At 32.8% G+C, this 22,992-nt stretch carries 15 protein-coding genes; 8 read left to right on the forward strand and 7 right to left on the reverse strand.

Translation table 11 applies throughout. From position 1 onward, the window contains the following. Positions 1-5 precede the first annotated feature (5 nt). Together Q4548_RS12410 and Q4548_RS12415 are read right to left on the reverse strand one after the other, a co-directional pair. Entirely contained in the window at positions 6-1,160 is a 1,155-nt protein-coding gene (locus Q4548_RS12410; protein WP_303455531.1) for a mandelate racemase/muconate lactonizing enzyme family protein, read from the reverse strand. A gap of 69 nt (positions 1,161-1,229) precedes the next feature. After that, positions 1,230-2,258: an L-rhamnose/proton symporter RhaT gene (locus Q4548_RS12415; protein ID WP_303455532.1), complete on the reverse strand. Its 1,029-nt coding sequence runs from the start codon at positions 2,256-2,258 to the stop codon at positions 1,230-1,232. 163 nt (positions 2,259-2,421) lie between these two features. On the opposite strand from Q4548_RS12415, the gene Q4548_RS12420 reads away from it, so the two are divergent. From Q4548_RS12420 to Q4548_RS12430, 3 genes are read left to right on the forward strand one after another with little or no spacing between them, the layout of a single operon-like run. Then, the gene (locus Q4548_RS12420) at positions 2,422-3,288 is read left to right on the forward strand and encodes an AraC family transcriptional regulator (RefSeq protein ID WP_303455534.1); all 867 of its coding nucleotides are present in this window, start codon (positions 2,422-2,424) and stop codon (positions 3,286-3,288) included. A gap of 54 nt (positions 3,289-3,342) precedes the next feature. Then, positions 3,343-6,576, forward strand: coding sequence for a glycoside hydrolase family 2 TIM barrel-domain containing protein (locus tag Q4548_RS12425; RefSeq protein WP_303455535.1), 3,234 nt, complete (start codon positions 3,343-3,345; stop codon positions 6,574-6,576). Positions 6,577-6,590: 14 nt separating this feature from the next. After that, positions 6,591-6,911 (forward strand): hypothetical protein, encoded by a 321-nt coding sequence (locus Q4548_RS12430; RefSeq protein ID WP_303455537.1) that lies wholly within the window; start codon positions 6,591-6,593, stop codon positions 6,909-6,911. A gap of 80 nt (positions 6,912-6,991) precedes the next feature. On the opposite strand, the gene Q4548_RS12435 is transcribed toward Q4548_RS12430, so the two are convergent. After that, entirely contained in the window at positions 6,992-8,539 is a 1,548-nt protein-coding gene (locus tag Q4548_RS12435; RefSeq protein ID WP_303455539.1) for a hypothetical protein, read from the reverse strand. 167 nt (positions 8,540-8,706) lie between these two features. On the opposite strand from Q4548_RS12435, the gene Q4548_RS12440 reads away from it, so the two are divergent. The 5 genes from Q4548_RS12440 (at position 8,707) to Q4548_RS12460 (ending at position 16,957) form a co-directional block, all read left to right on the forward strand. Beyond that, positions 8,707-10,329 carry a sulfatase gene (locus Q4548_RS12440; RefSeq protein WP_303455541.1) on the forward strand — a complete coding sequence of 541 codons (1,623 nt, stop codon included), beginning with the start codon at positions 8,707-8,709 and terminating at the stop codon, positions 10,327-10,329. 11 nt (positions 10,330-10,340) lie between these two features. Continuing rightward, positions 10,341-12,248, forward strand: coding sequence for an FAD-dependent oxidoreductase (locus Q4548_RS12445; RefSeq protein ID WP_303455543.1), 1,908 nt, complete (start codon positions 10,341-10,343; stop codon positions 12,246-12,248). 256 nt (positions 12,249-12,504) lie between these two features. Next, a complete protein-coding gene (locus Q4548_RS12450) occupies positions 12,505-13,893 on the forward strand; it encodes a sulfatase-like hydrolase/transferase (RefSeq protein ID WP_303455544.1) in 1,389 nt (462 codons plus the stop codon). 10 nt (positions 13,894-13,903) lie between these two features. Beyond that, positions 13,904-14,884, forward strand: a complete 981-nt coding sequence (locus Q4548_RS12455) for a family 16 glycosylhydrolase (RefSeq protein ID WP_303455545.1) — start codon at positions 13,904-13,906, stop codon at positions 14,882-14,884. Between the two features lie 36 nt (positions 14,885-14,920). Further along, the gene (locus Q4548_RS12460) at positions 14,921-16,957 is read left to right on the forward strand and encodes a glycoside hydrolase family 127 protein (protein WP_303455546.1); all 2,037 of its coding nucleotides are present in this window, start codon (positions 14,921-14,923) and stop codon (positions 16,955-16,957) included. 113 nt (positions 16,958-17,070) lie between these two features. Here the strand turns inward: Q4548_RS12460 and Q4548_RS12465 are convergent, their stop codons facing one another. The 4 genes from Q4548_RS12465 to Q4548_RS12480 form a co-directional block, all read right to left on the reverse strand. Continuing rightward, on the reverse strand, positions 17,071-18,354 hold the full coding sequence (locus tag Q4548_RS12465) for a family 16 glycosylhydrolase (protein WP_303455547.1): 1,284 nt from the start codon (positions 18,352-18,354) through the stop codon (positions 17,071-17,073). 210 nt (positions 18,355-18,564) lie between these two features. Continuing rightward, positions 18,565-20,193, reverse strand: a complete 1,629-nt coding sequence (locus tag Q4548_RS12470; protein ID WP_303455549.1) for a M1 family metallopeptidase — start codon at positions 20,191-20,193, stop codon at positions 18,565-18,567. 161 nt (positions 20,194-20,354) lie between these two features. Further along, positions 20,355-21,761, reverse strand: coding sequence for a pyridoxal-dependent decarboxylase (locus Q4548_RS12475; RefSeq protein ID WP_303455550.1), 1,407 nt, complete (start codon positions 21,759-21,761; stop codon positions 20,355-20,357). A gap of 106 nt (positions 21,762-21,867) precedes the next feature. Continuing rightward, entirely contained in the window at positions 21,868-22,719 is an 852-nt protein-coding gene (locus tag Q4548_RS12480) for a hypothetical protein (protein WP_303455551.1), read from the reverse strand. Positions 22,720-22,992: the final 273 nt, after the last annotated feature.

Here is a 22,992-nt window from a genome sequence, read left to right on the forward strand (position 1 = left end):
AGTAGTTATTTTATAAAATGTTTGACGTTGTCACAAGAGTATTTTAACAAAGCTTCTTCGTTGATATCGACCCCTAGACCAGGAGTTTTAGGAACTGTAAGCACTCCGTTTTTGATGACAATACTGTGTCTTACAACTTCGTCTCTTAAAGGGTTTTCAGTTCTATCTAATTCCATTACAGGTTTGTCTGAATACATTCTTCCTGGGTTTTTGTCTAAGTTGGCTACAAAGTGTACGGCTGCACTAATTGCAATCCAAGTACCCCAAGTATGAGGAACCACATCTTTAGAATAAATTTGAGCCAAAGAAGCAATTCTTTTAGCTTCTGTAAGACCACCTGTAGCACAAATATCAGGTTGAGCAATGTCTACAGAGTCGTTGTCAAACAATCTTTTGAAACCGTGTTTTAAATATTCACATTCTCCTCCTGCAATAGGAATTGAAGTTCGCAATCTTAATTTTTTATATCCGTCATAGTCTTCAGGAGAAACGGGTTCTTCAAACCAAGAAATGCTATATTTTTCTACTTTTAAAGCCAATTCTAAAGCTTCTTTGTAAGAATATGCATGATTGGCATCAATCATTAATTTGATATCGTCACCAATAGCATTTCTCACCGCTTTTACATATTGTGTATCAAGTTCAATACCCAACCCGACTTTCATTTTGATGGCTTTGAATCCTTCTTTTTTGTATTCCAAAGCTTCATCGACCAATTTTTTCTCTAAATCGTCAACTCTTTCAAAATACAATCCTGTTGCATAAGGATGTATTTCTGGATTTTTGACTCCTCCTAAAAGTACCGATACAGGTTGGTTTAGAATTTTTCCTTTCAAATCCCACAAAGCAACATCAATAGCGCTTACTGCCGCTTGAAAAATACCACTTCTACCAAAATCTAAAGAACGTAAATACATTTCTTGCCAAATAGTTTCGTGCTCTAACGCTGATCGCCCTATAATAAAAGGTGTGAAATATTCAATTCCCGCCTTAATGACATCTGCTGGTCCATAACCTTCACCCCAGCCATAAGTTCCGTCTTCTAAGGTAATTTTTACAAGACATATTTTTCTAGTATCGTATTGCCATTGTGAAAAATAAAATGGCTCATCTAGTTTGCTGGTAAGTACGTAGGGTTTAATTTCTTTAATCCTCATCATTTAATCGTATATAGTTTTATAAAAAGGAATAAGCTAAGTAGATTAGTCTTTTCCTTGTGTCTTTATGTTTTATGCTAAGGTATTTGAGTAGGCTAAAACGCAGGTAGCCACAATGATAATTCCAATTCCTAATAAAAGTGTTTGAAAAGGTTTGACAGCGTTTTTCCATTCTCCAGCCCTGTAAGCCCAAATGTTACTGATGATTAATGAAATACCTAACATCATTGGCCAAGCAATCATGGTTCCTATTTCTCCCATCAATGCAACTCCTTGTCCGTAAGTTCCCAAAGCAGCAAACCATAAAAGACCAGCAATTACAGACCATTTTAACGCTTTTCCCATTTGTGGAGTTTTAAAAGAGTTGAATGATTTGTTTTTAATCAACAAGAAGAGACTGTACCCTAAGTTCATTACATAAGCACCAGCCAAAACAACAACCCATCTGGCCAAAGCTGTATTTCTTTGCAAAGCTCCTGCCTTTTCTGCAATTTCTCCTATTTTAGATGTGTTGTCAAAACCAACGGCAAGCATAGCAGATAAAATACCACTTGCAGAAGCAATCAACAATCCTTTTTTAAAAGCTGCTCCTTTTTTAATTCCTTCAATTTCAATACCTTGTTTAGCCAATAATTTATCTCTTTTTAAACCAGCAATGGTAACAACAATTACGGCAATTGCTAACAAGACCAAACCAATTAATATATAAGGTATACTAGCAGGGTTTATAGAATCGTATTTTAAAAACATTGGAATCAAAGCACCTGCAATAGAACACAATCCCATCACAATTCCATAAGTCAAAGACATACCAATGTATCCTACAGAAACTCCAAACATAATTCCACCAATTCCCCAACCAAAACCTAGTGTGGCACCAGAGATTATTTCATTTGTAGGAGCTTGAGCAATTACACCAAATAAGTTTGGAACTACCAAAAAAGCCCACAACAAAGGGAAAATTACCATGGCAACAGTAGCATGAACAATCCACCAAGCTTCCCATTTAAGTGGTGCAATGTATTTCATTCCTAAACCAAAGCTTCCTTGAAATAAACTAGCAATTAGTATCAGTACAATTGCAAATAAATATGTATCCATATAATCGTGTATTGAGTTTTAACAAATTTCGTTAATAAAAGCAGAAAATTTTAACATAGATATACTAAAACAAGTACTTTGTTGATATATGCGTAAATAATGAGTATTATTTTGATAAAATATGTTAATTTTAACCATTGCTAATTAAAACAATTAACTAACATTGAAGATTTTACAAAAAAAAATAACTCCATCAAACAAGAGCTTTTCTGTATATAAAAACAACAAACCTTATTTGGATGAATCATGGCATTTGCACCAAGAGCTTGAGTTGATTTATATTATAGAAGGTGAGGGGACTTGTTTTATAGGAGACAATGTTCACGAGTTTAAAGCGGGTGAATTGTCTTTAATAGGTAGCAATATGCCTCATTTGTGGAGAAATTCAGATGAGTACCATAAGGATATCAACTTAAAAGCAGAAGTGATTGTTTTGCATTTTAATGAAGATTTTTTAGGGAAAGATTTTTTTGAAAAAACAGAAATGGTTTTGATCAAAAACTTAATTTCTAAGGCAAGTAATGGTATTGCTTTTTTAGCGGACGATGTAAAAAGTTTTGTAGCTCAAGAAATGAGTAGGTTATTGACTTTAACAGGTTTTAAGAGTATTGCATGTTTGTTAGGAATTTTAGATGCCTTGGCTTCTACAAAAGATATTAAGGAATTTGCTAGTAATGGTTATACCGAAAAAATATACGTAAAAGATTCTCAGAGATTGGAAAAAGTGTATCAATTTGTGTTGGAAAACCTAGGTAGAGAAATTCATTTAGACGAAGTAGCTGAAATTGCACATTTGGGAGTTTCTCCTTTTTGTAGATTTTTTAAAAAAAGAATGCACAAAACATTTTCTCAGTTTTTGAACGAAGTTAGGGTAGGGCATGCCTGTAAACTGCTGATAGAAAATAAACTTTCTATTTCGGAAGTAACTTATAGCTGTGGTTACAACTCACAAACAAATTTTAACAGACAGTTTAAAAAAATAAAAGGAATCAATCCTAAGGCATTCCAAAAAATGTATTTAGGAAATTAATGGTAGAATCTCATAATTAGTTTTAGAATCACTCACAATTATATTAAAATCACAATGAATTTAAAAAAAGGTGTTATTTGGTTACTTCTTGTAACAACAAATTTTGTTTTTGCTCAAAAAGATTGGGAAAACGAGTTAATGTTTGAACAAAATAAGCTTAGGTCTAGAGTGCCTAGTTATTCTTTTAAAAATCATAACGATGCTTTAGAGGGAATTAGAGAAAAATCAAGAATGCAATCCTTAGAAGGAACTTGGAAATTTAATTATGTAGGAAAGTCTGATGACAGACCTAGTGATTTTATAGCCAAAGATTTTCAAGGAAATTCTAAAGATTGGAAAGATATTACTGTGCCTTCTAACTGGGAATTGGAAGGTTACGGTCAGCCAATTTATACCAATATCATTTACCCTTTTACTCCCGATATTTTAAACGGAGGAAAACGAAACTATAGTTATATGGGGCCTCATCCTCCTCAGTTCCCTTTTATTGAAAAGTATAGAGACAATCCTGTAGGAAGTTATTATAGAGATTTTACGGTGTCTGAAGATTGGAAAAACGAATCTGTTATTTTACATTTTGGTGGAGTTTCCTCAGCTTTTTATGTTTGGGTAAACGGAAAAAAAGTAGGATACAGTCAAGGAAGTAGATTGGCAGCTGAATTTGATGTTACTGATTTTGTAGCCACAGGTAAAAACAGAGTGGCTGTTCAGGTATTCAGATGGAGTGATGGAAGTTACTTAGAAGACCAAGATATGTGGAGGTTGAGTGGAATTCACAGGGAAGTATTGCTGTTAGCACAACCTAAAATAGCTCTAAATGATTGTTTTGTAAGAACAAAGTTTGACAAAGATTTAAAAAACGCCAAATTAGAAGTTCGTCCGCATATGTGGATGAAAGGTGATGAAGAAAAATTAAAAGGATGGGAGTTAAAAGCTCAGTTGTACGATGCAGAAAATAAAAAAGTACTAGCCACTCCAATCTCTAGTTCTATTGAAGCTATTCATTTTGAAAGATGGCCACAAAGAGATATTACCAAATTTGCTTTTTTAGAAGCCACTATTAAAAATCCTAAAAAATGGTCTGTAGAAAGTCCGTATTTGTACACTTTGGTTTTTGATGTGGTAGATGCTAATGGAAAATTAGTAGAATCTAGAAGTCAAAAAATAGGATTTAGAAAAGTTGCTTTTAGTGATGATAATGAATTGTTAGTTAACGGACAACCTGTTAAAATAATGGGAGTTAATAGACACGATCATCATCCGGTAAGAGGAAAAGCATTGACTAGAAAAGACATGGAAGATGATATTAAATTGTTAAAACAATTTAATTTTAACGCTGTACGTACATCTCACTATCCTAACGATCCTTATTTTTATGAATTGTGTGACAAATATGGTTTGTATGTAATGGATGAAGCAAACATAGAATCACATCATTTAGGAAGTTATGTACCACAACAACCAAGTTTGGCCATTCCAATTTTAAGTAGAGTGATGCGTATGGTAGATAGAGATAAAAACCACGCATCTATTATTTCTTGGTCTATGGGGAACGAGTCTGGAACAGGTCCTGCTTTTGCAGCTGCTGCCGCTTGGATAAAAGATTACGATCCTTCTCGTTTTGTACATTACGAAGGAGCGCAGGGGGATCCAACAGATCCTGATTACAAAGAAGGTGAGGAAGGACAAGCAGTATTTAGAGGTCCTGCACATGCCAATCCAGATGATCCTTATTATGTAGATGTGTTGAGTAGAATGTACCCAGAGATTTATCAATTAAAAGCCATGTCTGAAAGCAAGCACATTGATAGACCTATTGTAATGTGTGAATATGCACATGCTATGGGGAATTCTATAGGAAACTTAGGGGAATATTGGGATTTAATACATGCTAAAAAGAATTTAATAGGTGGGTTTATTTGGGATATGATAGATCAAGGTTTAGAAACTACTACAGCAGATGGTGTAAAATATTATGCTTATGGAGGTGATTTTGGTGATAAACCTAATGATAAAAACTTCTGTATCAATGGAGTATTTTCTCCAGACAAAAAACCAAATCCGCATGCTTGGGAATGTAAATACATTTTTCAACCGTTTAATTTTAAAGCTGCTGATGTAAAAAAAGGAAAAATAACTGCTATCAACCATTTAGCATTTACCAATCTAAATCAATATGAGGTAAGATGGACTTTATCAGAAAATGGAAAAGAATTACAATCTGGAATTTTAAAAGATGTAAATGTTGCTCCAAAAACATCATCAATATTAATCATTCCTTATAAAAAAGTAAGGTTTAAAGACAATGCAGAATATTGGATTAAAGTGAGTGTGCATGAGAAAAATAATCAATTTTGGGCTACTAAAGGATTTGAGGTTGCTAAAGAACAAATTCAGTTAAAAGAAAGAGATTTTTCTAACAATTATGCATCAACATCAAAAGCATCAGTTACCGTAAAAGAAGGAGTAAATGAGGTAGTTGTAACAGGAAAACGTTTTTCTGCAAAAGTGTCTAAAACCAATGGAGAATTAATCTCTTTTGTGTCTAACAAAGTAGAGCAATTGGTAACTCCATTAAAACCAAGTTTTTTCCGTCCTCCAATTGATAACGATTTAAGAGGAGCAAGTTCAAGAACGTTTAGAGCTTCTAGAAAATATTGGGAGTTTTTGGCAGATGAATTAAAAACTACATCGGTTACAACAACCTCAAAAGATTCTGAAGTTGTTGTAACCGTTCACAAAGAATTTAAAAATGAGGTGAATTTAACAATAGGTTATCGTTTTTTAAGTGATGGTCGTGTAGTAGTTAACATGGACATGGATGCTAAGGAAACTTTACCAGGACTTATTAAGTATGGTATGACTATGGGTGTGTCTAATAGTTACCAAACCACAACTTTTTATGGAAAAGGGCCTTGGGAAAATTATGTAGATAGAAAAAGAGGAACGGAGGTAGATGAGTTTACGTTTAAAACGGATGATTTGTTTTACAATTATATTTTTCCACAAGAAAATTCTAACAGATCAGACGTAAGATGGGTAAAATTATCTGAACCTAAAAAGATGAATTTAACTGTAGAAGGTTCTCCAGAATTTAACTTTTCTATTTGGCCATACTCAGCTAAAAACATTCAAGAAGCAACACATCCTTACGAATTAAAAAAACAAGGTTTTTATACTTTAAATATTGATTTGATGCAAATGAGTGTGGGGGGAACTTTATCAGAAACGCTACCTAAATTTATCATTCCTTCAGGAAAGTACAGTTTTGAATTTATCTTAAAATAATTAAAAAATAGAAAATGGAATACAAATTTAGTCACATAGGAATCCCAACAACAGAAGAAAAAGAATGGGATGGTTTTTTTGAACCAGGAAAAGTACATTTTACAGAGTTTGACAAAGATGAGTTTTTGGTAGAATGGGTAAAGTTTGATGCTGATAGTCCTTGGCACGAGTTGGTAACTACTAAACCACACGTAGCGTATTTAGTAGATGATATTGAAGTAGCTATTCAAGGAAAAGAAGTAATTGTAGAAACTTTTAGCCCTGCAGAAGGAGTTAGAGTAGTGTTTATTGCTCATAACGGATCTCCTGTTGAATTTATGGAGGTGAAAGAGTAAATCTCAGATTAGTATACATTCTTAAAACAGGATTGAAATATGTTTCAATCCTGTTTTTTTGTGATTATTGATTTAGATAATTATATGCTACCTATAAATGCCGTTAAATTTGTTTTCCTATCTAATTTTATTTTTTTTCTAAGTCTGTGCCTAGCCACATTTACACTTCCTAAAGAAATCCCAAGTAAATAAGCCATTTCTTTACCTGTAAAATTTAATTTAATCAATGCGCATAATTTTAGTTCTGCAGCACTTAAATTTGGAACCTTTTTTTGCAAACGCTCGTAAAAACCTTTGTTTAGAGCTGTAAAACGTTGATTAAAATCTTCCCAAAGATTTCCGGAGTTTTTATCAATGGATTTTATCAAGGTTTTAGTGTTAGAACTTTTATCAGTTTCTAGCAGTTGAGCTTTTAAGGTGTTGATAATTTCTTCTTTTTCAATTAGTTTTAGGGTATTAACGGTTAGTTCTTTATTATTTGCTTCTATCTTTTTTTCTGCTTCTTCTTGCTCTAGTTGATGTTTTTTAGAACGAACTTTTATCCAAATAAATATACCTATTAACACAAAAGCAAAAACGACAACAATCAAGCAAATCTTATAGTTCAGTATTTTTTGTTCTATCTGAGCATTTTTTAATTTTTGAAAACTAATTTGCTGGTTAGATTTAATCAATTGATCCCTGTAATGATCTTTTAGGGTTAAAAAACTTTGTGTAGCTTCATTTCTGGGATTCAGGTATTTATCATTAATGTTTCTAGATTTTTGAAGGTATTTATATGCTTCTGTAGCATTTCCTTTTCTATATAATAAGTTTGCGTACTTGGCATATACATAAGCTTTAAAAAAGAGATATTCTTCATGTGTTCCTTTAGTGTCAATAGATTTTTTAAAGTATTTTTCCGAGAGGTCTAATTGATTGATATTACTGTATACTTTACCTAAATCAGCATATAGAATGACTAGAAAATGATTGTTTTTGGTTGTTTTTTCTATTTGTTGAATAGATTTCTTTAGTAATTGTATGGCTTTTTTGTAGTTTTTGTCCCAAATATAAGTGCAGGCTATTTTCTCTTTTAGGTAAATCTGATAATCAAAATTTAATTGTTGCTTGGTAGCGATTGTTTTGCAAGTATCTACATATTTTAGAAGTAGTTCTTTGTTTTCTATGCGTTGGTAGTATAATGCTAGGTTAAAGTAAGAGTTTAATAAGTCGGGGTGATAGTCTTTGTAGTATTCTTTAAAATATAGGTTAGACTTTTTAAAATTATCACCAGCATTATCATCTTGTTTAAATATGTAGTTTAAAATCCCTTGCTCTCTATGGGCTTGTGCTAATTGTAATTTATTATTAATCTGATATGATAAAAATAGAGCCTCTCCAGCAAGGTTAAAAGCAGTTCCGTAGTTCAAATCTTTACGGTGATATCGACTTAACAGGATTAAATTTTTAACTACTAATGTAGTGTCTTGCTTTTGTAAAGCATATTGATAGTCTTTTTCAATTTTTTTCACATCATTTAAGATCGTTTTAGACTCAATTTTAAATAAGTCAAACTGTTGTGCATGTAAAGTCATGTTTATGAACAAAAGTATATATGTTAATTTTGTTTGTATTGATAAACTCATTGTTTACAGTGTTTTAAGTTTTTTTAAAGAGCTAAATGTTAATTGGTTTTTAGACTTTTTTTTACCGATGTTAATTTTATGTAACCCTAAAATTAGTGATTTCAAATTCAATTGCAGCTAAATTAGACAAACGAATTTAATCTTAAATAATTTTTAAAATTTCATAAATGACAAAGTATTTAAAAATAGGAACTCTTTTGTTTTTTAGTGTTGTTTTTGCTAGTAACAAACCAAAACCTAATGTGTTGTTTATTGCAGTTGATGATTTAAGACCTGAGTTAGGTTGCTACGGGTCAGATATAGCCATTACGCCAAATATAGACAAGTTAGCAAGTCAAGGTTTGTTGTTTAATAAAGCTTATTGTCAGCAAGCAATTTGTGGACCTTCTAGAGCTAGTTTACTAACAGGAATTAGACCAGAAACAAGTGGAGTTTTTCATAACTATATAAAGTTTAGAGAAGTGAATCCTAATGTAGTTACGTTGCCACAACATTTTAAAAATAACGGTTACGAAACTGTGTATGCTGGAAAAATATTTCATCACGGAGATTTAGATGATGAAATGTCTTGGAGTAGGCAACCTTCTTACGATAGTTTAAAAGTGAAAGGAATTCCAAATCCTGTGGGTTTTGCATTAGAAAAAAATACAAAAGAAAGAACAGCTGCAAGAAAAGAAATGTTTGCTAAATATGGAAAAGTAGCAAAGTATGGTTTGGCAATGGGACAAGCTTATGAGTGTGCAGATGTTCCTGATTATACATATAGTGATGGTTACAATACAGAGTTAGCCATTGCAACTATGAAAGATATGATTAGCAAAAGTAACCAACCTTTCTTTTTAGCATTAGGATTTAATAAACCTCATTTAAATTGGACATCTCCTAAAAAATATTGGGATTTATATAAAGAAGCTAATATTCCATTAACAACAGATATCAATAGTCCAGAAAATGGAGCAACTATGGGGTTACACCCTTCTTTTGAATTAAGAGTTCGTAGTGGAATTCCCAAAAAAGGAGAGATAGATGATGAATTAGCAAGAACATTAAAGCATGCCTATTTGGCTTGTGTAAGTTATGTAGATGCGCAAATAGGTAAAATGATTACCGCTTTAGAAAAATCTGGAGTAAGAGATAATACTATTATTGTTTTTTGGAGTGATCATGGATGGCATTTGGGAGATAAAGGAATTTGGGGAAAAGCTACTAATTATGAAATAGCAACTAGAGTTCCTATGATGATTTGGACTCCTGATATGTTAAAAAAGAATAGAGGTAGTGTTACAAATGCTTTGGTTGAACTAGTAGATATCTATCCTACATTATGCGATTTAGCTCAAATAGAAACTCCTAAACACGTAGAAGGAACAAGTTTTACTCCTTTATTAAAAAAGCCTAATCAAAAATGGAAATCAGCAGCTTTTAGTCAGTTTCCAACACCTGCATTAAGAGAATGGGGAGCATACCCTATTAGACCTGCTATGAGAGAAACTTATTTTGGCCCTTTGTTAAAGGAAGTAGAAGAAAAGATTAAAAATCAACAAAAAGAAAAATGGAATAGAGACCTGTTTGAAAATCATTTAATGGGCTATGCTATGCGTACAAAAAACTATCGTTTTATTGTGTGGAAAGATAGAGAGCATCCTAAAACAGAACCCCTTTATTATGAATTGTACAATCATAAAAAAGACCCTGCGGAAACGGTAAACATAGCAGATCAGAACCCAAAGTTGGTTGAAAAATTACTGAAACAATTTAACAAAGGATGGGTTGGAAACCTTCCGAAATAAAAACATAAGAAATGAAAAGAAGAGATTTTTTTAAAAAAGGAGTACAAGGTGCCGTAGCGGCAAGTATTATTCCTGTAACAGGCATGAGTGCAGCTAATTTGTACTTTGATGAGCAGGGAGAAACAAAATTAAATTCAGAAAGAGCATCTAGTGTAATTCGTAAAAAAACATTGGATTATGAGGTAGCTGTTATTGGAGGGGGAGTTGCTGGAGTTTGTGCGGCTGTTTCATCGGCTCGTAATGGTGCAAAGACGGTTTTGGTACAAGATAGACCTGTTCTTGGTGGAAATGCTTCTAGTGAAGTTAGAGTACATTTAAATGGTGTTACACAATTAAAAGGAGGAATGCCAGAAAGAGAAACTGGAGTGGTAGAAGAGATTTTATTGCATAATAGATTTCACAATCCGCAAGAGTCTTATCCTGTTTGGGATCATATTTTGTATGATTATGTTACACAGACTCCTAATTTAAAGGTGATTTTAAATACTCAGGCTATTGAGGCTAAAATGGATGGTGACAAAATTAAGTCGGTTCGTTGTTGGCAATTAACTACTGAAACAGAATTAACAATTCATGCAAATGTTTTTGTGGATTGTTCTGGTGACGGTTTGGTGGCTGCTACAGCTGGAGCTTTGTTTAGAACAGGTAGAGAGGCATCTTCTGAATTTAATGAGAAATATGCACCTAAGGTAGCAGATGGTTGGCAAATGGGAGCTACTATATTGTTAAGTTCAAAAGATATGGGAAAACCAATGCCCTATGAAGCACCACATTTTACCATTCCTTACAATTACAAAGAAGCTCATAAAAAAAGAAAGTTAAAGCATTTTTCTGAAGGAATTTGGTGGGTAGAAGTGGGGAGTGATAAAGATATTATTGCTGAATTTGAAGAAAATAGAGAAAAATTAATGGGCTATGCTTATGGAGTTTGGGATTACATAAAAAAAACAAATCCAGAAGCAGAAAATTATGCTTTAGATTGGGTGTGTTCTTTACCTGGAAAACGTGAGTCTAGACGTTTTATGGGAGATTATATTTTGTGTGAACCTGATATGTTAGGATACAAACATTTTGACGATGCCGTAGGATATGGAGGTTGGTCTTTAGATGAACACAATCCTGGAGGTATTGAAAACCCATCAGAACCACCAAGTTATTTTCATGAACATTTTACCAAAGTGTACGAAATTCCATACAGAAGTTTGTATTCTAAAAATATAGAAAATCTGTTGTTTGCAGGTCGTAATATTAGTCAGACTCATATTGCTTTGTCATCATCAAGATTAATGGGAACTTGTGCTACTATGGGGCAAGCTGTGGGAACTGCAGCGGCTATGTGTATTGATAAAAATGTTTTACCACGTGATATTTACAAGAACTATATGAATGATTTACAGGAGCAATTGTTAAAAGATGATGCTTATATTCCTAATAGGCCTTCTAAAGATACTTCTGATTTGGCTAAAAAAGCAAGTTATGTATTTGCATCTTCTACAGCATCAGGAAATGCTAAGTTGTTAATAGATGGATATTCTAGAGATGTAGCAGATGTTGTTCATCATTGGGAGTCTGAAGGTAAAAATGCCAATGTGCAATTAGAGTGGGATAAACCTATTAAATTATCTCAAGTACTTATCAAATGTGATACCAATGTAAGACGTAATCTAATGATGCGTAAAGATTCTAGAAACGATGATAAATTTACAAATACTGTTCCAGTTGAATTGTTAAAATCTTTAGACTTAGAAGTAAGAGTTAACGGACAATGGATAAAAGTGGGTGAAGAGAATAAAAACAGAAAGAGGTTGATTAAATTTAATTTTGATAAAGTTAAAACCACAGCCATTAGAATCAACGTGAAAGATACTTATGGAGCTAAAAATATTAGATTGTACGAGGTTAGGTGCTACCAAGCTTAAATAAATAGAAAAGCAATGCTTTTTAATGAAATTTAATACCTAAGGCCTTATTTGTTTATAAATAAGAACTTAACTATTAAATGTTTAATATGAATTGTTTTTATTGGTTAAATAGATGATTAAAGTCAATATAATACTACTAGATGGTAAAATTGATTGATGAATTACTGTAATCTTTTAGTTAATTTGTAAATTAATAAGATGAATGTTTTGAAATACTCATAATTAATACGTTTTAATTAAAATATTACTAAAAATGAAATTATATCAAATGCTTTTGTTGTTGTTGTTGGGACAACAATCGTTTTATGCTCAAAATAAACCCAATATTGTATTGTTATTTGCTGATGATGCGGGTTATATAGATTTTGGTTTTCAGGGAAGTAAGGTGATGAAAACTCCAAACTTAGACAAATTGGCAAATTCTGGTGTTACTTTTACACAAGGATATGTTTCAGATCCTACTTGTGGACCTTCAAGAGCTGGATTAATGACAGGAAAATACCAAGCAAGATTTGGATACGAAGAAATTAACGTTCCTGGTTTTATGAGTTCTCATTCTGCCTTAAAAGGAGACGAAATGGGGTTACCATTAGATCAACAAACCATAGGGAATTACTTACAAAAACAAGGTTACAAAACTGCTGCATACGGAAAATGGCATTTGGGAAATGCAGATCGTTTCCATCCTTTGAACAGAGGTTTTGATGAGTTTTATGGATTTAGAGGAGGAGCAAGAAGTTATTTTGCTTACAAAAATCCTAAAGGAGATCACAAAATGGAAACCAATTTTGGTAAGTATGAAGAACCAGACCATTATGCCACGGATGTATTTGCAGAAAAAGCAGCAGACTTTATAGAAAGAAATAAAGACAATCCTTTCTTTGTTTACTTATCTTTTAATGCGGTTCATACTCCTATGGAAGCTACAGAAGAAGACTTAAAACAATTTCCACATTTAACAGGTAAAAAGAAAACGTTAGCTGCAATGACTTTAGCTTTAGATAGAGCTTGTGGTACCGTACTTAACAAATTAAAAGAGTTAGGGATAGACAAGAATACCATTGTTGTTTTTAGCAATGATAACGGAGGACCATCAGATAAAAATGCTTCAACCAATAAACCCTTAAGCGGGACCAAATCTAATCACTTAGAAGGAGGAATTAGAGTTCCTTTTTTAATGAGTTGGCCAGAAAAAATTAAAAAGAAATCGAGATATAATTACCCAATCATCACCTTAGATTTGTTGCCTACTTTTTATGCAGCGGCAGGGGGAAATATAGAGGATTTGAAAGATATTAATGGAGTAAATATTCTTCCTTTTGTTGCAAAAGAAAAAGAAGGAAGACCTCATGATATTTTGTTTTGGAAAAAAGAAACAAGAGCTGTAGTTAGAGAAGGAGATTACAAGTTGATCCGTTTTCCTGATAGGCCAGCAGAGTTGTATAACGTACCTAACGATATTTCTGAGCGATACAATTTAGCTAATCAATATCCAGAGAAAGTTAAAAGTATGTACAAAAAGTTATTTGATTGGGAAATGACTTTGGAACGTCCGCTATGGTTACTTAAAAGAAAGTACGAACAATATGATGTAGATAGAATGAATCAATATAGAGAAGGGTGGATACCTGCAAAAGACTAAAATAATCAAAATGAAAAAAATAAGTATTTTAATAGTAGCAACATTGTTTGCTGTTACAGCGTGTAGTAAAAAAACAAATCCAACTGTAAGTAAGGGAAAAACAAAAGTTGTAGTTCCTTTTTCGGATCCTGAAAATACAGGAAACTGGATTTTAAATACACAAGTTAGTGATGAGTTTAATGAAGCTAATTTAGATCGTGATAAGTGGCACGTAGTTGGAGAATTAGTGAATGGAGTTCCTAGTTATAAAAACCCAGATAGACCTAATAGATTGGATTGGGATGGTAGAGCTCCATCTCAGTTTTCTGGAGATAATTACCGATTTGAGAACGGAATGTTAAAGTTAGAAACTAGATGGGAACCTGATTTTGCGTTTAGTGATAAACCAGACAAGGTAGCGGGTAAAGATGTAAAGCATGAGAATATTACCACCGCTTGTATTATTGGTAGAAGAGAATTTTTATATGGTTATATGGAAATTAAATGTAAAGCTGCAGATGCTGAGGTTTCTAGTGCATTTTGGGCTACAGGAGGGCAAACAGAATTTGATATGTTTGAATTTTTTGGAGATCACAGACAACCTAAAAAAGAAGCAGAAGGAAAAGATAAAGAACTATGGTGGTCTATACACGATTGGAGTAAAACAGGAAGAGGAAAAACAACGTACACAGAACATAAGTTTTATGATTTTAGAGTAGCTGATGATTTTCATGTTTATGGATATGACTGGAGTGAAAACGGAGTTAAAATTTATGTAGATGGAAAACTATTTAGAGATGTGTCTAGAAAACAAATCAACGAATGGGACGATGTAAAATTAAGCAAAGGAGGAAACGGAGCTGCAGAAAATTATGTAATAACAAACCCTATTAAAATTTGGTTAGATCAAGAAACGTTTCCTTGGCATGGAGTTCCAGATTCTAAAGAAGATTTACATCCTTCTGGAAAAGTTGAATTTGAAATTGATTATGTAAGAGTTTGGCAGAAATAAAAATTAAAAATAGGCTTTAGATAAATAAGTATCAAAATGAAAAAATTAATAACAGGTGCACTTAGTGTAATCGTATTGAGTACTGGTTTTGCTCAAAAGAATGGAATTATCAACAATTCTAACAGTAAAAATGTAAAGTTAAAAAGCATTGACATGGGAGATTGTCATTGGACAGAAGGATTTTGGGCTGACAAGTTTAAAGTTGCAGAAAAGTCTATGATTCCTTATATGCGTACAGTGTTAACAGGAGATATTGGTCATGGTCTTAACAACTTTAAAATTGCTGCGGGCTTAAAAGAAGGAGAGCACAAAGGTTTTGCTTGGCATGATGGTGATTTTTATAAGTTTATGGAGGCTGAGTGTTATTTGTATGCTCAAAACAAAGACAAAGCTTTGTTAACAGAATTGGATGGATATATAGCTATTATTGCTAAAGCTCAAGAGGAAGATGGTTATATTGAAACCCAAATTCAGTTGAACAAAAAAGCAGATAGATACGAGAATAGAAAGTATCATGAAATGTACAACAGTGGTCACTTGTTTACGGCTGCCTGTATTCACTACAGAACTACAGGGCAAAAAAACTTTTTAAATTTAGCAATCAAACAAGCAGATTTGCTATATACTTTGTTTATGCCAGACAGCAAATTAATGGGACGTTTTGGTTTCAATCAAACTCAAATTATGGGGTTGGTAGAATTATACAGAACTACAGGAGAGAAAAAATATTTAGTATTGGCAGAGAAATTTATCAACAATAGAGGAAAATATAAAGTAGAAGAAGTGTCTACTACTATTGGATATCCTATTGGAGATATGGTACAAGAACGTACTGCGTTGCGTAAATCTACAGAAGCTGTAGGGCATGCTGTATTGGCATTGTATTACTACGCTGGTGCTGCTGATGTATATGCAGAGACTGGTGAACAGGCTTTGATTGATGCTTTGGATAAATTGTGGTACAATGTAACAGATCAAAAAATGTATGTAACTGGAGCTGTGGGACAAACACACTACGGAGCCTCTACCAACAGAGATAAAATTGAAGAAGGTTTTATTGATCAATACATGATGCCAAACATGACTGCTTATAATGAAACTTGTGCAAATGTTTGTAATTCAATGTTTAGTTACCGTATGTTAGGGCTTCACGGAGAATCTAAATATGCAGATGTGATGGAGTTGGTGTTGTACAACAGTGCTTTGTCTGGAATTAATTTAGAAGGAGATAAATATTATTATTCAAATCCGCTTAGAGTAATCAAAGGAGCTAGAGATTATAGTAAAATGAATACTGAGTTTGCAACTCGTCAACCTTATTTAAACTGTTTTTGTTGTCCTCCTAACTTGGTAAGAACCATTGCTAAAGTTTCTGGATGGGCGTATAGTTTGTCTCAAAATGGTGTAGCTGTCAACTTGTATGGAGGTAACGAATTAAAGACAAAATTAGAAGATGGATCTAAATTAGAATTGACACAAGAAACACAGTATCCTTGGGATGGAACTGTTAAAATAACAGTAAACAAAGCTAAAAAAGCTGCTTTTGATATGATGTTAAGAATTCCTAACTGGGCTGTAGGTTCTAAAGTGATGGTGAATGGAAAAGATGCTGGAGTTAAGGTTGCTGCAGGAGAATTTGCTACTATCAACCGTAAATGGAAAAAAGGAGATGTAGTGACTATTGATTTTCCTATGGATATTAAATTTGTAGAGGGGAACTCTAGAATTGAAGAAGTAAGAAACCAAGTAGCTATTAAAAGAGGTCCGGTTGTTTATTGTTTAGAGTCTGCTGACTTGCCTAAAGATGTTAAAATTATTGATGCATACATCAAAGGAGATGTAACTGCTCTAAAAGCAGAATACAAAGCTGATTTCTTAGGAGGTGTTTCTGCAATTACTGGAGATGTTTTATTACGTAAAGATTCACCAAATAAACACATGTATCATACAGTAACTAAACCTAAATGGGAAACGTATAAAACAACATTTGTTCCTTACTACGCTTGGTCTAACAGAAATGGTGGTAAAGAAAGTGAAATGTCTGTTTTCTTACCTATAGTATGGGGAAAATAAAGGAAAAGATTGTAGTTTTTATGTAGATATAACCAATCTATACAAACAGAATTTAAAATTGAAAAGCCAGACGAACTTAATTGTTGTCTGGCTTTTTTACTTTGTTATTTAAACTATTCAGGTTTGTAAACGCGAATCCAATCAAATTTGGATGTAGATCTTGTAGCACTTAATACTGACGGGTCTGTAAGGTAGGTAATTCCTTGTCTTTCTCTCCAAGGTTGAGCAGCAGCACTGATAATAATGTACATGTCTTTGTTTAATCCGGTACCGTTTGTGTAGTTTAAAGGATCTATTTGATTGGTTGGAGTTTCTCTTACCAATTCTCCATCTACATAATATTTTAAAGTCCAAGGATCTAGCCATAAAACTCCATAATCATGATAGTCATCTGCCCACTGTGTACCTTTGTTGTCGTAATAATAGGTTTCTTGTCCACTAGGTTGGTAATCTCCGCTAATAGTTCCACCAGACCTGTCAAATGTGTGATGACTCAAATGCAATCTCTCGGAATAATAACTATGAGTTTTGTCTCCATAAGCTTCTAAGTTGTCAATTTCTTGACTAGAATCATCGCTCAACATCCAAACAGCAGTAGCAAGAGAAGATTCGCTAATTTTTACTCTAGCTTCCATGTACATAGGATATCCAATTTTTGTTTTTGTACTAATACATCCTGTTTTTACATCTTGTCCAACAATGGTTGCTTTGTAAGTTAATTCTCCATTAACAATAGAGGCTTGTTCTGGAGAATAAATTGTAGAGGTGTTTGTGGCTGATTTATCTCCCGTAGCAGCTAATTTCTGAGGTCCCGTCCATCCGTTAAAAAATCTATTTTGCCAATTGTTTGTAAATTCAGTAGAGGTTAAATCTGCGTAATTAAACTCGTTTGTAAAATCAGGTTGTAAAGTCCAAATTTTCCCTTTTCCAGCAGAAGGCAAATAACTCAAAGGTTCTGTAGGAGTATTGTCTACGTCTGTGGTAATGGTTTTTTGCGATCCGTATATAACAGCATTGTTACTACTTCTGGCATACGCTCTAACGTAGTAGGTTGTACTAGCTTTTAAATGGGTAACACTTAAAGTAAAATCGTTTCCTGCAGAAGTAGCTATTTCTTTGTTTTCTTCTATTTTAGGAAGTTCAGTTTCGCTCCAAGTCAATCCTTTTTCCGCTACCGTAAAATTATCTTGTTCCACATAAACAATTCCTCCTCCGTTGATGGTAGAAAAAGTTTCTGTTTTTGAGACTGATTTGGTTACGATTCTAGTTGCGATTGTTTCTATGTCAGACGATTCTTTTTTACTACAAGACAACAGTGTTGTGGTAAAAAAAGACATTGTACTATAAAGTAATAGTCTTTTTGCTATTGAATTAGCAGTATAGTTTTTTAATTCCATAAGTAACGTTAAAGAGTTTGTTTGATTTTTGTGAATAATGTTTTTTCTCTAAAGCGTAAAGATCTGCGTATCCTCTAGTTTTATCAATAATAAAGACTAGACAATAACACAACAAAAGAATTGAATTCTATAAATAAGAAGTTAGAAATCCATGGCAACTGAAGAAGGCATAGAATAGATATGAACTTTAAAATGGATGTTGTCTAGTTATCATAAATTTTGTTTTTGGACGTAAAAGTTTTTATCCACTTTTAAATCGTTAAGATTTCCTTTTATTTTTTTCCAGTTTTTAGCTTTTGGTTGCAACCAAATTTCTTTTTCGTTCAGATAAATTTTAATAGGAATGTTAAAATTCACTACTACATTTGTCCACTTGTAATAGATGTTTCCTTTTACTTGTTTTACGGACAATTGAGGAATTTTAGTTGTTTTTAAATATTGATTAAAAAATCCTTCTAGATCTACTTTTTCTATTTGTTGGTTGATGTAGTCAATCATTTGTTGACCTGTAATAGCTTTGTGGTAAAATGTTTTGTTGATGCCTAATAAAATGTTTCGCCATTTGTCATCATCGTTTACAATTTGTCTTAGCGTGTGTAACATCAAACTTCCTTTAAAATACATGTCAGAACTTCCGTGATTGTGAACATTGTATGCACCAATAATGGGTTTGTCATTTCTGACCAAGCTTTGAATACCTTGTACGTATTCATTTGCGGCTTGTGTTCCGTAGTGATAATCTAAAAACAAACTTTCTGAGTACGTAGTAAAAGCTTCGTGAATCCACATATCAGCTACATCTTGGCAACTGATACTGTTGGCAAACCATTCGTGGCCAGATTCGTGTATAATGATAAAATCAAATTTAGATCCCCATTTAGAATCTCCCATAGGTTTTCCCAAATAACCATTTTCGTAATTGTTACCATAAGCCACACAACTTTGGTGTTCCATTCCTAAATAAGGAGTTTCTACCATTTTGTAACTGTCTTTGTAAAAAGGATAGGCCCCAAACCAATATTCAAAAGCAGTCAACATTTTTGGTACGTCTTTGAATTGCTTTTTTGCTTTGTTTACGTTTTCTTTCAATACAAAATAATTGCAATCCAAATCACCTTTCAAGCCTTTGTAAGTTTCGCTAAAATTAGCGTAATTGGCAATATTGATACTGATTCCGTAATTGTTGATAGGATTTGTAACTTCCCAAGTATAAGAAGTTGTATTGTTGTTGTTTTTATGGATGGAAGTACTTCTACCGTTGGAAACATTCATTAATGGATTTGGGCAAGTAATGGTAATTTTAGCACTTTCCATTTCATCTGCAGGATGGTCTTTACACGGCCACCAAACACTGGCACCAATTTGTTGATTGGCACTGGCTATAAAATGGTTTCCTTTAGGGTCTTTTTGCCAAACAAGACCACCATCCCAAGGAGCTTTTTTGGCCTCTTGTGGTTTTCCGTGGTAAAAAATAGTTAGGTTTTCTAAGGCGTTTGGAATTTGTTTTTTTTGCAAATCAACAAAATAACTGTAGCCTTTTTGGTTGTATTTCAACGTTTTTTTGTCTTGAAGAATAGAATCTATCACTAGGGGAGCTTGTAATTCTAGTTGTAATGTTTGATAGGATTGTATTACTTTATAAGTAATGGTATTACTACCAGAAATACTTTTGTTATTGGGGAATATGGTAACGTCTAAAGTATTTTTCGTTACATCCCACCAAGCTCTCTCGGGTGTAACGCTTCCTCTAAGGCTATCTTGTTGGGTAAACTGTGTTTGTGCTTTAAGGTTGAGTAGGCTTAAAAAGAAAATAAAAATAAGGGGTTTGTTAAAAGTCATTTGGTTTTTAAGATTTGTTGGCTTAAAGGTACTGACTTCTACTAACTAAACCAATCCTTGTTGAGTTTTGAGAAAAGGGGAGTGGAACTGTTTTTAATACACAAAACTTTTGAACAAGCACCGAAACCTTTATTCATTTTAGTTGGTGTTGTCAACTGGTTTTATTCAATTGCATTTATTATTAGATTCATTTGTTTAAATACTAGTTCAACATCCTTTTTAGTTGTTCTCCAGTTTACAAAAGATGCTCTAATTCCTTTTTGATGATTGTAGTATGTAGGTGTCATAAATACTAGTCCCGTTTTGTTTAATTGGGTTAAAAACGTATCTATTTTTTCTTCGTTTAGATTGCTGTTTAAATTAAAAACAATATTATTCAATCTTACAGGTGCTAGTAATTTGAAGTTCTCGGATTTCTCTATTTTACTACCAAAATATTTAGCTAAACCAATTGCATTTTCTACAATATCCTTGTAACCTTCCTTTCCGTATGCTCTTAATGAAAACCAAGCGGGTAATGCCTTTAGTCGTCTTGAATTTTCAGGAAGAAAATTGAGGTAATTAAAATTTTCCATTAGGTTTCCAAGATAGGGTGCATTAGAATTTTGAAAACTTTCAACTTGTAAAGAACTGTGTTCTTTCTTTACTAAAAAAACAGCACTTTCGTATGGTACATTTAGCCATTTATGACAGTCAATGGTTATGCTATCAGAATATTCCCAGTCTTTTACAAAGTGATTATAGATATCTGAACAAGCTGCAAAACCACCAAAAGCAGCATCCGTGTGCCACCAAAAATTATACTTCTTCTTTAGTTTTTTTATGGCATTAAAATTATCAAAATCAACTGTATTAACAGTTCCTGCACTTGATATAAGAATAAAAGGTTGTCCGTTTAATATTTTAATTTTCGATTCTAAATCGTCTATAGAAATGGCTTCTCTATTTCCTTTTATCGTGTTTACTTTTATAACATTATTGCTACCAATACCTAATAAAGCAAGTGATTTTAAAGCAGATGAATGAGGTGTAGCTGTTAGGATATTTATTTTTTCTGTAATGCCTTCTTTTGCAAAATCTTTACCATAGTTTTTTCCAAACCACTGTTTAGCAACTGCTAAACAAGTGAAATTTGACATAGTAGCACCGGTAACAAAACCACCAATAAAAGATTTAGGTAAATTAAATAGGTCTAAAATTAAATGAATGGTTTCTAATTCAATATTTGCAGAGATGTCTCCTTCACCATTTATTGCTTGCGGATTTTGGTCGTAGATTGTTGCCAGCCAATCTCCCATAATAGATGCTGGTGTAGAACCACCAATCACATAACCCCAAAATCTAGGTCCAGAAGAGGATACTATTGTTGGTTCAAACTTTTTATTGAATAGTTGCAAAGTAGCACGAGCACCAAGACCTTTTGAGTCTAGATCAACTAATTCAGCTTTGTGAACATTTGCTGAAGTTTGTCTCTCATCTATTTTGTTTAAATAATTTAGGCCTTGTTTTTTTGCTTGCTCTAGAAGAGATTCTATTTCTAATAAATCTGTTTGTAAGGTTTTGTTCATTTTTAAGCGTATAGCTAACGTGCTTTGGCGACTTAGTAAATATACACAAAACTTTGAGCAAGCACCAAAATCCATATTAAGTTTAGTTGTGTTGTGACACGTTTTCTTAAAAACAAGGTTTACTTCCATATGGATTCAACTTGTGTTCAATTGTAAATTTGAATACTTTGTTATCTTTTCCTCTGGTATATTCTACATAATCCCAATTGCCAGAATGAATAGTTTTATATACTCCGTTTACTTGACCTCCATATATTTCGTTGTAATAGGTCCTTATTGTAGGGTGAGTACCTCCTTCTTGATATTCATTTTTTAAATATTCTAATTCCATGGATTCCTCTTGTCCTTCATATTTAATTTTGAGAGCTATATCATTCTTATTGAAGCCAACCCATATTTTTTTCTCTTTTCTGTTATCGTTACTATAACAAATATAATGGTCTATTTCGTTAGAAGATTTTAATTCATTTTCTATGGTAGTATTTACAAGAAAATCGCCACAGCCTAAATATAGTTTTCCATTATGTTTTACTATTACAGAAATTTTATGAGTATTTCCTGCCATATCAAGACATTCTTCCTTTTTAAATTTTACTTCTGTTTTATTTTTTTCATTCAACAATTCAAAGATTCCATAATTAGAATTGTCTAGCCTCTTTAGATCTGTAATTCCTTGTTTCTGAATTTCTTTATGATCAAACTCTAATATATAATTTAAAACATCAGATTTTTTATTGATAGTGAGTTGCCATCCTGGTTCATTTCCTTGTGCTTGAAAGAACAATTGTTCCTGGTTGTTTTTGATGGATATATTAGGATTGGTTTCTTGTTTTTGAGTATTATTATCAGGTTTGGTATTGTTTAAATTTTCTTTACATGATGATAACATGCTTGTAAAAAGTATAATTACTGCAGCTTTAGTTAGTTCTTTAACTAAATATGTTTTTTTTAATGACATATGGTCTTAATTTATAATGATATTATCGGTTTTGAGCGGGAAGAAAATTGACAAGATTTTCGGACTGTGACTAAGCCGAAGCTTTTTGTTTGGTTTTGTTTCTTTTGATTTCATAAAGCCAAATCAAAAAGGATTTGGCGACTTGGTAAATATACAGAAAACTATGAGAAAGCACCAAAATCCGTATTAATGTTAATGGTTCTAACAGACGGTTTTAAACGATTTAATAGTGGTGGTGAATTATGCAGTTATGCTGGATTAACACCTATAATA

Origin of the sequence: Wenyingzhuangia sp. 2_MG-2023 (assembly GCF_030548295.1) — a bacterium.
Lineage (GTDB): Bacteria > Bacteroidota > Bacteroidia > Flavobacteriales > Flavobacteriaceae > Wenyingzhuangia.